Annotated in this window: 10 protein-coding genes; 4 read left to right on the top strand and 6 right to left on the bottom strand. The window is 66.1% G+C overall.

Annotation, left to right across the window (positions count from 1 at the left end):
• Positions 1-92: 92 nt before the first annotated feature.
• From ABG80_RS19995 to ABG80_RS20010, 4 genes are all read right to left on the bottom strand, one after another.
• Positions 93-1226, bottom strand: a complete 1134-nt coding sequence (locus ABG80_RS19995; RefSeq protein ID WP_058089313.1) for an HPP family protein — start codon at positions 1224-1226, stop codon at positions 93-95.
• A 69-nt stretch (positions 1227-1295) separates the two neighbouring features.
• Positions 1296-2717: a threonine synthase gene (thrC, locus tag ABG80_RS20000; RefSeq protein ID WP_058089314.1), complete on the bottom strand. Its 1422-nt coding sequence runs from the start codon at positions 2715-2717 to the stop codon at positions 1296-1298.
• Positions 2714-4030: a homoserine dehydrogenase gene (locus tag ABG80_RS20005; protein WP_058089333.1), complete on the bottom strand. Its 1317-nt coding sequence runs from the start codon at positions 4028-4030 to the stop codon at positions 2714-2716. Before ABG80_RS20005 ends, thrC begins: the two co-directional genes overlap by 4 nt.
• A gap of 85 nt (positions 4031-4115) precedes the next feature.
• Positions 4116-5339, bottom strand: a complete 1224-nt coding sequence (locus tag ABG80_RS20010; protein WP_058089315.1) for a pyridoxal phosphate-dependent aminotransferase — start codon at positions 5337-5339, stop codon at positions 4116-4118.
• A 137-nt stretch (positions 5340-5476) separates the two neighbouring features.
• On the opposite strand from ABG80_RS20010, the gene ABG80_RS20015 reads away from it, so the two are divergent.
• The 4 genes from ABG80_RS20015 (at position 5477) to ABG80_RS20030 (ending at position 9917) form a co-directional block, all read left to right on the top strand.
• Positions 5477-5851, top strand: a complete 375-nt coding sequence (locus ABG80_RS20015) for an Mth938-like domain-containing protein (RefSeq protein WP_058089316.1) — start codon at positions 5477-5479, stop codon at positions 5849-5851.
• Positions 5852-5970: 119 nt separating this feature from the next.
• The gene (locus ABG80_RS20020; RefSeq protein ID WP_058089317.1) at positions 5971-6450 is read left to right on the top strand and encodes a peroxiredoxin; all 480 of its coding nucleotides are present in this window, start codon (positions 5971-5973) and stop codon (positions 6448-6450) included.
• Between the two features lie 252 nt (positions 6451-6702).
• Positions 6703-8466, top strand: coding sequence for a PhoH family protein (locus tag ABG80_RS20025; protein WP_058089318.1), 1764 nt, complete (start codon positions 6703-6705; stop codon positions 8464-8466).
• Positions 8467-8645: 179 nt separating this feature from the next.
• Positions 8646-9917, top strand: coding sequence for a diguanylate cyclase (locus ABG80_RS20030; RefSeq protein ID WP_058089319.1), 1272 nt, complete (start codon positions 8646-8648; stop codon positions 9915-9917).
• Between the two features lie 21 nt (positions 9918-9938).
• Here ABG80_RS20030 and rlmD read toward each other — a convergent pair whose 3' ends face one another.
• Entirely contained in the window at positions 9939-11396 is a 1458-nt protein-coding gene (gene rlmD, locus ABG80_RS20035; protein WP_083506318.1) for a 23S rRNA (uracil(1939)-C(5))-methyltransferase RlmD, read from the bottom strand.
• Between the two features lie 64 nt (positions 11397-11460).
• Positions 11461-12008 (bottom strand): peptidoglycan DD-metalloendopeptidase family protein (locus tag ABG80_RS20040; RefSeq protein WP_152987765.1); only part of this gene is annotated, 548 nt, incomplete at its 5' end.

Raw genomic sequence — 12008 nt, forward strand, 5'->3', positions numbered from 1 at the left:
GCCGCCCTGACCTCACCGACCCCGGCCACATCTGACATCCGGCTGGGGTCGGCCGAAGTCAACTCAAACGCCTCGCGGCCTGCTCGATTCGATCAATCGGCAGGCCGCGTTGCTTTGTACAGTGCCTTCACGAGGTCGGACTGGGTGATGATGCCCACCAGCTGTTTGTCCCCGTCGATCACCGGGATGTGGTGGTGCCCAGCTTCGGAGAACAGCGGCACCAGCTCGGCCACGCGCCTGTCGCCACTGATCACGCGCACGCCGCGCGTCATGATGCGGCCGACCGTGTCGGGCATGGCCGATGCTGCCTTCGCGTCTCGCTTGACCAGGGCCAGCAAGCGGTTGGCCATGCCCTCATGCTGGTCGAGGCCCGCGTGGCGCATGAAGTCAGCCACCGTCAGGATGCCGACCACCCGTTGCGACTGATCGATCACGGGCAGCGCCTTGATGCGGTGTTCGCGCATCAGCCGCCAAGCCTCATCCAGCGAGGTGCCCACGCGCGCCGTCACGGGCGCCTTCGTCATGATGTCCACACACAGCAGGTGCCCGAAGTTGCGCTCGTAGGCAGCCGCCTCGGCGAACTCGAGGATGCCCTCCAGGTCGTCACGGCTCACATCGAGCACCTGGTTGTAGTGAGCCAGCGCGGCATCCAGGTCGGCCCCCGAGAAGCGGCTGCCCGGCCTGGCGGTGGGCTGCGGCGCGCCACGGTGCGGGTACCGGCGCCCGGTGAGCTCGTTGTAAGCCATGCCCGCCATGACCAGCAGCATCGAATCTGTGAGCATGGGGAACAGCGCGAACTCGGGTTTCGCGCCCGTGAGCGCCGCAAGCAGGGCCGATGCGCCACCGGGCGGGTGCAGGCAACGGCAGCGGAACATCACCGCGATCGCCACGGCCACCGCCACCGCCCCGGCCCAGGCCGGATCGGGGATGAACATGGCGCACACGCTGCCCACCAGGGCCGACAAGGCATTGCCACCCACCACCGACCAAGGCTGGGCCAGCGGGCTGGCAGGCACGGCGAACACCAGCACCGCGCTGGCGCCCAACGGGGCCGCGATCCACGCCGCGTTGCCCATCGGCATGGCCGTGCCCAGCCAGCGGGCCAGCAGCGCGGTCACCAGGATGCCCACGCCGGCACCGAGCAAGGCGCGCCACTGTTCCCTGGCATTCACCGACGTCGAGACCGACGGCCACAAGCCGAGCCACCAGGCTCGCAGCGACTCCATCAGGCGAGAAAACGGAGGCCGCACGCAGGACTACCTCGGTCGGTCACCTGCAACGCCACGTGCAGACCGTCAATCCTGACAGTGCTGGACGACGTAGTCCTTGACCCACTGCGTCTCGTTGGGGCTCACCACAAAGCGCTTGGGCAGCGACTCCAGGCCCTCCAGCCCCTTGATCCAGAACGGACGGGCCGGACGCTGGCCGGTGGCCTCGACGATGGTCTCTTCGAATTTGGCCGGCAGCGCCGTCTCCAGCACGATCATCGTCACACCAGGCTTCATGTGCTCCTTGGCCACCTTCAGGCCATCGGCCGTGTGGGTGTCGATCAGCGTGCCGTCCTTCTCGAAGGTTTCGCGGATGGTGACCAGGCGGTCGGCGTGCGAACTGGTGCCCGAGACGAAGCCATAGCCCTTGACCTTGGCGAACACGTCGGCCGGCAGCGTGAAACCGCCCTGCTTCTCGACCGCGTCCTTGAACAGGGCCTTGCAGGCAGCGCCATCGCGACCCAGCAGGTCGAACACGAAGCGCTCGAAGTTCGAAGCCTTGGAGATGTCCATCGAGGGCGACGAGGTTTCGTAGGTTTCGGCCGAGCCTCGCACGCGGTAGGTGCCGGTGCGGAAGAACTCGTCGAGCACGTTGTTCTCGTTCGTGGCCACCACCAGCTGATCGACGGGCAGGCCCATCATGCGGGCCACATGGCCGGCGCAGACGTTGCCGAAGTTGCCCGAAGGCACCGTGAAGGACACCTTCTCGGCGTTCGACTTGGTGGCGTAGAAGTAGCCGGCAAAGTAGTACACCACCTGGGCCAGCAGGCGCGCCCAGTTGATCGAGTTCACGGTGCCGATCTTGTACTTGCGCTTGAAGTCCAGGTCGTTCGAGCAGGCCTTGACGATGTCCTGGCAATCGTCGAACACGCCTTCGACGGCGATGTTGTGGATGTTGGGGTCCTGCAGGCTGAACATCTGCGCCTGCTGGAAGGGGCTCATGCGGCCGTGCGGGCTGAGCATGAACACGCGCACGCCCTTCTTGCCGCGCATGGCGTACTCGGCCGCGCTGCCGGTGTCACCCGAGGTGGCACCCAGGATGTTGAGCTGCTCGCCGCGGCGGCCCAGTTCGTACTCGAACAGGTTGCCCAGCAGCTGCATGGCCATGTCCTTGAAGGCCAGCGTCGGGCCATTGGACAGGGCCTCCAGGCACAGCCCCGGCTCCAGGTGCTTGAGCGGCGTGATCTCGGGAAAACCGTAGACCTCTTGCGTGTAAGTCTTGGCGGTCAGCGCCTTCAGGTCGGCCTTCGGGATGTCGTCGATGTACAGCGACAGCACCTCAAAAGCCAGCTCGGCGTACGACAGGCCGCGCCACTTCGTGAGCGTGGCGTCGTCCACCTTCGGGTAGGACACGGGCAGGTACAGGCCACCGTCCGGCGCCAGGCCTTCGAGCAGGATCTCGGAGAAGCCGCGCTGCGTTTGATCGCCGCGGGTGGAGATGTACTTCATGCCAGCTCTTCCTTGCGCAGCTTGACGATCGGGGCCAGCACCGTGGGCAGCGCCTGCATGGCAGCGATGGCCTGGTTCATGCCGCCTTCGCTGGTCTCGTGGGTCAGGATGATCAGGTCGGTCTGGCTGCCTTCGCTGACCTCATCGGCCTCGCGCTGGATGACCGCGTCGATGCTGATCCCCTTCTCAGCCAGGATGCCAGTGAGCTTGGCCAGCACGCCGGCCTTGTCGGCCACGCGCAGGCGCAGGTAGAACGAGGTCACGATCTGCTCGAGCGGCAGGATGGGCAGCGCCGACATCGAGTCCGGCTGGAAGGCCAGATAAGGCACGCGGGCCGCCGGGGCTGCGTCCAGCAGGCGGGCGATGTCCACCAGATCGGCCACCACGGCCGAAGCGGTGGGCTCCGAACCTGCGCCCTTGCCGTAGTACATGGTCGTGCCCACGGCGTCGCCCTGCACCAGCACGGCGTTCATGGCGCCTTCCACGTTGGCGATCAGGCGCTTCATCGGCACCAGCGTGGGGTGGGTGCGAAGCTCGACGCCGTTGTCGCGGCGACGCGCGATGCCCAGCAGCTTGATGCGATAGCCCAGTTGCTCGGCATACTTGATGTCGGTGGCCGACAGCTTGGTGATGCCTTCCACGTGCGCCTTGTCGAACTGCACCGGGATGCCGAAGGCGATGGCGCTCAGCAGCGTGGCCTTGTGCGCGGCGTCCACGCCTTCGATGTCGAAGGTCGGATCGGCTTCGGCATAGCCCAGGCGTTGCGCTTCTTTGAGCACCACGTCGAAGTCCAGGCCCTTGTCGCGCATCTCGGAGAGGATGAAGTTGGTGGTGCCGTTGATGATGCCGGCCACCCACTGCACCTGGTTGGCCGTCAGGCCTTCGCGCAGCGCCTTGATGATGGGGATGCCACCGGCCACGGCGGCTTCAAACGCCACGATCACGCCCTTCTCGCGGGCGGCAGCGAAGATCTCGGTGCCATGCACGGCAAGCAGGGCCTTGTTGGCCGTGACGACGTGCTTGCCGGCGGCAATGGCCTCGAGCACCAGGGCCTTGGCGATGCCGTAGCCGCCGATCAGCTCGACGACGACGTCGATGTCCGGGTTGGCGATCACGGCGCGGGCGTCAGCGACGATCTGGGCGCTGTCACCCACCACCTTCTTGGCCAGCTCGGTGTTCAGGTCGGCCACCATGGCCACCTCGATGCCGCGACCGGCACGGCGACGGATTTCTTCCTGGTTGCGTTTCAGGACGGTGAAGGTGCCGCCGCCGACGGTGCCGATGCCCAGCAGGCCGACGCGCACGGGACGCAGTTGTTCTTGGCTCATGGTGTTTTCTCAGGTTCGCTGCGGGCGGCCTCGTGGGCGGCCCGCGTGTTTCAAATCAGGCGGACGGGGCTCAGGCGTGACGCTTGCGGTAGCCGTCCAGGAACCGGGCGATGCGGCCGATGGCTTCGGCCAGGTCGTCGCTGTTGGGCAGGAAGACCAGGCGGAAGTGGTCAGGCTGGGGCCAGTTGAAGCCGGTACCCTGCACGATCAGCACCTTCTCTTCGGCCAGCAGTTCGTAGGCAAACTGCTGGTCATTGGCGATGGGGTACATCTTGGGGTCCAGGCGCGGGAACATGTACAGCGCCCCCTTGGGCTTGACCACGCTCACGCCGGGGATCTGGTTGAGCAGCTCGTAGGCCAGGTCGCGCTGCTTGCACAGGCGCCCGCCCGGCTGCACCAGGTCCTTGATGCTTTGGTAACCGCCCAAAGCCGTCTGGATGGCCAGCTGGCCCGGCGTGTTGGCGCACAGGCGCATCGAGGCCAGCATGTTCAGGCCCTCGATGTAATCACGCGCATGGCGCTTCTCGCCCGACACCACCATCCAGCCGGCGCGGTAGCCACACGAGCGGTAGTTCTTGCTCAGGCCGTTGAAGGTCAGGCAGAGCACGTCGTCGGCCAGTGAAGCGATCGAGGTGTGCTCATTGCCGTCGAACAGCGTCTTGTCGTAGATCTCGTCGGCCAGGATGATGAGCTGGTGCTCGCGCGCAACCTCGATGATCTCCTTGAGCAGGCTCTCGGGGTAGAGCGCGCCGGTCGGGTTGTTCGGGTTGATGACCACGATGGCGCGGGTGCGCGGCGTGATCTTGGCGCGGATGTCGGCAATGTCGGGGTACCACTCCTGCTGCTCGTCGCAGATGTAGTGCACCGGGCGACCGCCCGAGAGCGACACGGCGGCGGTGTAGAGCGGGTAGTCAGGCGCCGGCAGCAGGACCTCGTCGTCTTCGTTGCACAACGCATTGATCGCCATGACGATGAGCTCCGAGGCGCCGTTGCCCAGGTAGACGTCGTCCACCGTCACGCCCTTGATGCCCTTTTCCTGGCAGTAGTGCACCACCGATTTACGCGGCGCAAACAAGCCCTTGCTGTCGGTGTAGCCCGCAGCGCCCGAGAGGTTGCGGATCATGTCCTGCACGATCTCGTCGGGCGGCTCCAGCCCGAACACGGCCAGGTTGCCGATGTTGAGCTTGATGATCTTGTGCCCGTCTTCCTCCATCTGGCGCGCCTTTTCCAGCACGGGCCCACGGATGTCGTAACAGACATTGGCGAGTTTGCTGGACTTGACGATGGGCTTCAAAACGTTCTCCGATGGGCGGGCAAGGTGGGGGAAACCGAGGGAAAGCTAGAATTTAACCACACCCGCCTCGGGAAACGCCCCAGATGCGTGCCGATCCCCTCCAGGTGTGCAGGCTCCCCGACCTCCCCCTTCGCCCCATGAAATTCCAGCCCGACCGCGCCGAAGGCGTCAACGTCATCCACGCCTACACCCGCACCAGCGTGTCGGTGAACGGGCAGGTCCACACACGCAGCATCCTGGTGCCCCCCACCGGAGAGCTGATCGACTGGCCCGTGAACTCGCTCGACACCCTGAGCGAGGCCGATTTCCAAGTCATCCTCGAAGCGCGGCCCGAGGTCCTGATCCTGGGCACCGGCCCCACCCTGCGCTTCGTCAAACCAGCGCTGATGCGCCACCTCATGGCCGCGCGCATCGGCGTCGAGACCATGGACACCGCAGCAGCGTGCCGCACTTACAACATCCTGGTGGGTGAAGGCCGACAGGTGATGGCGGCATTGCTCATCGGTGACTGACGCCCACGTCCGCGCACCAATTCCGCGCGCTTCACACTGCTTCACACCCCCGGATCGGGTGGCCTTTGCGAAGCATTTATAATCAACGGTTATTCACGCAGGCTGCTGATTTTCATCACATGACTCCCGCTCTCAACAAACCGTTGCCGGACTTTGAAGCGATCGCCACGGGTGGCGTGAAGTTCACCCCCCCAGGCTTCGTTGGTCAGACCGTCGTGTTGTACTTCTACCCGAAGGACCACACCCCCGGTTGCACGACCGAGGCCATGCAGTTCCGTGACCTGCACAAGGAGTTCGCGAAAGCTGGCGCCGTCGTTTTCGGTGTCTCGCGCGACAACCTGGCTTCGCACGACAAGTTCAAGCAGAACCTCGACCTGCCCTTCGAGCTGATCGCCGACACCGAAGAAAAGCTCTGCCACATGTTCGGTGTGGTCAAGAACAAGATCATGTACGGCAAGAAGGTCAAAGGCATCGAGCGCTCGACCTTCCTGATCGGCCCTGACGGCGTGCTGCGCGAAGAATGGCGCGGCATCAAGGTCGCAGGCCACGTCGAAGACGTGCTCAAGGCCGTGCAAGGCCTCAAGCAGGAAGCCGCCTGATCGCCCCTCAGGCCTGAACGACAGCGCCATTTCACCCCGTGGCGTGGCGCTGCGCACACACCTCCAATCCCTTGCTTGCGCGCGAGCCGGAGTGTGCATAATGAGTTCATGCCCCCGAGCCTGATTGGTTTCAGTCCCGACATGACACAGCGCCAGAGCCCGTGCCGACACGGTGCCTCGCCCGCTGACACGCCGCAAGGCCGCACACCACCCTGTGCGGCCTTTTTGTTTTCCGTCACCCCAGCCTGAACCATGCCACTGCCCAAGCCGCCGACCAAACGCGCCGACATGCTGAGCGCTGACGACTACAGCGCCCAGCCCAAGGCCTCCCGCACCCCAACCGCCCGAGCCGCCAAAACCGCGAGCGGGCGTGCCGATGCAGCCAACCAGCCCACGCTGGAGCCCATCGTGCAGCCCCAACTCGAGGCCGTGCCCAAACCCAAGGCGCGCCCAAAGAAAACCAGCCCCGCCGCTCCCGATCCTGTCTTGGTGGCCCCCGCCATCGTGGCCGAGAAGAGCCCGGCAGAGGCGCCCACTTCGCAGCGCTCCGCGCCACCCGCCATCAGCCGCACCGCCGCCAGCCACACCCCTCGCCGGCGTCGCCCGGTGGGCGACGGCCCGACCAAGCTGTTCGTGCTCGACACCAACGTGCTGCTGCATGACCCGATGTCGCTGTTTCGCTTCGACGAGCACGACGTCTACCTGCCCATGATCACGCTCGAGGAGCTCGACGGCCACAAGAAGGGCATGACCGAGGTGGCGCGCAACGCCCGCCAGGTCAGCCGCGACCTCGACTCGCTGGCCGCCGACATGAGCAACCGCCAGCAGATGGACCCTGCCTCCGGCATCCCACTGAACAAGACCGGCCACGCCGGCGCTGGCGGCAAGCTCTATTTCCAGACCACGGGCATCACCATCGAGCTGCCCATGGGCCTGCCCCAGGGCAAAGCCGACAACCAGATCCTGGGCGTGGTGCAAGCACTTCGCAAGGAGCAACCCGAGCGCGAAGTCGTGCTGGTGTCCAAGGACATCAACATGCGCATCAAGGCCCGCGCCATGGGCCTGCCCGCCGAGGACTACTTCAACGACAAAACGCTCGAAGACGGCGACCTGCTCTACACGGGCGTGCTCGCGCTGCCCACCGACTTCTGGGAGCGCCACGCCAAGGGCATGGAGAGCTGGCAACAAGGCGGCACCACCTGCTACCGCGTCAGCGGCCCGATGGTGCCCGTGCTGATGGTCAACCAGTTCGTCTACCTGGAGACCCCGGGCGCCGCGCCCTGGTACGGCAAGGTCACCGAGATCACCGGCAAGACAGCCGTGCTGCGCACCGTCAAGGACTACACCCACCAGAAGAACGCCGTGTGGGGCGTGGCCGCGCGCAACCGCGAGCAGAACTTCGGCCTGAACCTGCTGATGGACCCGGAATGCGACTTCGTGACGCTGACCGGCTCTGCCGGCACCGGCAAGACGCTGATGACCCTGGCCGCCGCGCTCTCGCAGGTGCTTGACGAGCGCCGCTACACCGAAATCATCGTCACCCGCGTGACCGTGCCGGTGGGTGAGGACATCGGCTTCCTGCCGGGCACCGAAGAAGAAAAGATGTCGCCCTGGATGGGCGCCCTCGACGACAACCTCGAGGTGCTGGCCCGTGGCGACACCTCGGCCGGCGAGTGGGGCCGCGCTGCCACCAACGAGCTGGTGCGCAGCAAGATCAAGATCAAGAGCATGAACTTCATGCGCGGTCGCACCTTCCTCAACAAGTTCCTCATCATCGACGAGGCGCAGAACCTCACGCCCAAGCAGATGAAAACGCTGATCACCCGCGCGGGCCCGGGCACCAAGATCATCTGCCTGGGCAACCTGGCGCAGATCGACACGCCCTACCTCACGGAAGGCTCGTCGGGCCTGACCTTCGCGGTGGACAAGTTCAAGGGCTGGCCGCACAGCGGGCACGTCACGCTGGCGCGTGGCGAGCGCTCTCGCCTGGCGGACTTCGCCTCGGAAGTGCTCTGAGCGGCGCCTGAGCCCCCTCCCCTCACACAGCCGGGTCCTCCCGGCTGTTTTTTTGGGCTGCTTGACGTGCCCCACCCCACAGAAAGGGGGGCGGGCGGAGGGAAGAATTGGCACCACACGGCGCCCTTCGTCCACCGGCGGGCGAGTGCAAGTGCAGCGCACACCGGACAATCGAGCCCATGTCCACGGGCAACATTTCTTTCACCCTGCAAGCCACCCTGCTGCTGACGCTGATCGGCCTGGCCTTGGCCGCCTCTGCCGTGGCAACGGCCAGGCTGCTGAACCTGCGCCTGCGCTGGCTGCCACGCTGGATGCGCCTGAACTGGCTGTCCGACCTCGTGTTGTCGAGCAACGTGGACCAAAAGTACATCGGCCGGCGCTTCCTGGTCGGGGTGGCCAATTGCGCCGCAGGCGTGCTGGCGTTGAACGTCGGTGCCTCATTGGGCCTGATCGATGCGCAAGCCTGCCGCTGGCTGACGCTGACCGCACTGGTCACCACGGGCGTGTTTTATGCGCTGATGCGCTCAGGTCTGAACCAGCGTTTCAGCGACCCGGCCCTGACGGAGTGGCAGGGCACGTCCGTCATCCTCTTCCTGGCATGGGGTTACCTGATCGGCGGGCCCGGTCGGCCGCTCGCCCTCCTCTTGCTGATGGTGATCCTGCTGTTCAGCATGTTCACCAACACGCCCAGACAGCTGTTTCGCGCCTGCGTGCTCGCCGGGTTGTCTTTCGGCTCGGCCATGGCCTGCGTGGCCTGGGAGGCCAGGGCCGAGCTCAACGCAGCGGCCATGCAGCTCGTCTACGCCTGCGTGTTGCTGCTGGCGCTGTCCACCGTGAGCCTGCTGATCCACCAGATGCACCAGCTGCGCAGGCAAGCGCAGGCGCGCCAGCACGAACTCGCCGAGGCATTGGATCGCATCCGCGACCTGGCCACGCACGACGAGCTCACCGGTCTGATCAACCGGCGTCGCATGCAGGAGTTGATGCACACCGAAAAGCACCGCACCGTGCGCTCGGGTCGCGGCTTTTGCCTGGCGATGATCGACATCGATCACTTCAAGCGTGTCAACGACCGCCTGGGGCACGTCGCTGGCGACGAGGTGCTGGCCCGGGTGGCAGGCACCATCGCGGCAGGCCTGCGAGAAACCGACATCGTCGCCCGCTGGGGTGGCGAAGAGTTCCTGGTCATGTTCACCGACACGGACGAGGACACCGCCGAGCGCGTGCTGCTGCGCATCCAGGCCTCGCTGGCACAAACTTGCGTGACCGAGGTCGACGCTTCGCTGCGCGTGACCTTTTCAGCCGGCGTGGGCAACCACCTGCGCGACGAAACGCTCACGCGCACCATCGACCGCGCCGACAGGGCGCTGTACGCAGCCAAAGCCGCTGGACGCAACAGGGTGGTGCACGCCGAGCTGCCACTCAATGGCGCCGCGACCAAAGCGGCCTGAAGCGAGCGCCCAGCTGCCGGATCAGCTGACCTGTTCAGCCAACTCGAACACCGCCATGCTCTCGACGTGAGCGGTGTGCGGGAACATGTTGACCGCCCCGGCCGACACGCAACGGTACCCAGCCTGGTGAACCAGCAAGCCTGCATCGCGCGCCAGGGTGGCGGGGTTGCAGCTCACGTAGACGATGCGACGCGGCGGCACCCAGCCTGGCACCAGGCTGGGATCCTGATGCAGGTCGGCCAGTGCCTTGGCCAGGGCAAACGCGCCTTCGCGCGGCGGGTCAACCAGCCACTTGTCTGACCGACCGTAGCTGGCCAGCTCTTGCGGGGTGATCTCGAACAGGTTGCGGGCCACGAACGAGGTGCGCTCGGCCACCCCGTTGTGCACGGCGTTCTCGCGCGAGCGGGCCACCAGGGCCTCGCTGCCCTCGATGCCCAACACCTCGCGGGCCTGGGTGGCCAGCGGCAGCGTGAAGTTGCCCAGGCCGCAGAACCAGTCGATCACGCGCTCATCGCGCTCAACGGCCAGCAGGCGCAAAGCGCGCCCCACCAGCACCTGGTTGATGGCGTGGTTGACCTGGGTGAAGTCGGTCGGCCGAAACGGCATGTTGACGCCGAACTCTGGCAGGTTGTAGTCGAGCCCGGGCAAGGTGTCGTCCAGCGGGTGCACGGTGTCAGGCCCCTTGGGCTGCAGCCACCAGGACAGGGTCTGCTGACCGCTGCCCACCGGGCCGTGTTCGGCTGCGAAGGCGCGCAAGCGGGCCACGTCGGCATCGCTCAAGGCCTCCAGGTGGCGCAGCACGAGCACCGTCACCTCGGTGCCCACGGCCACTTCGATCTGAGGCAGGCGGTCACGTTGGTCCATCGAACCGATGAGCGCTCTCAAGGGCACCAGCAGGCGGCTGACGTGCGGCGGCAGCACCTCGCAGCTGCTCATGTCGGCCACGTAACGAGACTTGCGCTCGTGGAAACCAACCAGCACCGTGCCCTTCTTGACGACATGGCGCACCGACAGACGCGCCCGGTAGCGGTAGCCCCAGGTCGGGCCCTCGATGGGACGCAGCAAGGTTTCGGCGCGCACCTTGCCCAGGTGCCAGAGGTTGTCTTCGAGCACGCGCTGCTTGACGGCCACCTGGGCTGCGGGCTGGAAGTGCTGCATCTTGCAACCACCACACAGGCCGAAATGCACGCAACGCGGGTCGGTGCGCTGGGAGCTTTCACGGCGGCGCTCCGAGGGAGCGGCCTGCTCCCAGTTGTTCTTGCGGCGGCTGACGCTGACACGCACCTCTTCACCAGGCAGCGCGTCTTCGATGAACACGACCTTGCCGTTGGCGCGGTGGGCCACGCCTTGGGCCTCGAGGTCCAGGGATTCGACGGTCAGCCACTCCAGGTGGGGTGGCACGTCAACGGGTGCGTCAACAGGGATTTGGGAGGGCGCCGCGTCGGCGCCTGGGTGCGAAACGGGGGATGCAGCGGTCATCCCCCGATTGTCTCATTGGTGTCCCGGCCTTCTGAGGGGCAGGGAGCGCACGCTGCAGACCGGATCAGCGCGCAGGCAACTGGCGCGCCGGGTCCAGCGGCTTGCCCTTCTTGCGGATCTCGAAGTGCAACTGCACCCGCTCGGCGTCCGTCGAGCCCATCTCGGCGATTTTCTGCCCCCGCTTGACGGCCTGGTCTTCCTTGACCAGCAGGGCTTGGTTGTGAGCGTAGGCCGTGAGGTAGTCGGCGCTGTGTTTGACGATGACCAGGTTGCCATAGCCGCGCAGGCCGGAGCCAGCGTACACAACGCGACCGTCCGCCGCAGCCACGACGGGGTCACCAACCTTGCCACCGATGGTCAGGCCTTTGTTGCGGCCTTCTTCAAAGCTGGCCAGGACAGGACCTGCCGCAGGCCAGCCCCAGTTGGGCTCCTCGCCTTCGCGGGATTCAGATGGCTGGGCGGGGGGCGGTGCGACGGGCGCGGGCGTGGCGCTGGCTGAAGCCGCAGCGGTGCCTGAAGCCGGGGTGGCAGGCCGGGGGGCCGGCGGGGTGCGGGGGTCGGCAGCTGCGGTGGTGGTGTTGGCCGTCGTCGGGCGCGGCTCGACTCGAGGCG

The sequence above is a fragment of the Aquabacterium parvum genome (assembly GCF_001447195.1).
Classification (GTDB): Bacteria; Pseudomonadota; Gammaproteobacteria; order Burkholderiales; family Burkholderiaceae_C; genus Aquabacterium; species Aquabacterium parvum.

What these genes read in the sequence shown, in the direction of transcription:
- ABG80_RS19995 (WP_058089313.1), bottom strand. Translation starts at nt 1,226, where the DNA reads ATGGAGTCGCTGCGAGCCTGGTGGCTCGGCTTGTGGCCGTCGGTCTCG.
- ABG80_RS20015 (WP_058089316.1), top strand. Translation starts at nt 5,477, where the DNA reads ATGAAATTCCAGCCCGACCGCGCCGAAGGCGTCAACGTCATCCACGCC.
- ABG80_RS20030 (WP_058089319.1), top strand. Translation starts at nt 8,646, where the DNA reads ATGTCCACGGGCAACATTTCTTTCACCCTGCAAGCCACCCTGCTGCTG.
- ABG80_RS20020 (WP_058089317.1), top strand. Translation starts at nt 5,971, where the DNA reads ATGACTCCCGCTCTCAACAAACCGTTGCCGGACTTTGAAGCGATCGCC.
- rlmD (WP_083506318.1), bottom strand. Translation starts at nt 11,396, where the DNA reads ATGACCGCTGCATCCCCCGTTTCGCACCCAGGCGCCGACGCGGCGCCC.
- ABG80_RS20025 (WP_058089318.1), top strand. Translation starts at nt 6,703, where the DNA reads ATGCCACTGCCCAAGCCGCCGACCAAACGCGCCGACATGCTGAGCGCT.
- thrC (WP_058089314.1), bottom strand. Translation starts at nt 2,717, where the DNA reads ATGAAGTACATCTCCACCCGCGGCGATCAAACGCAGCGCGGCTTCTCC.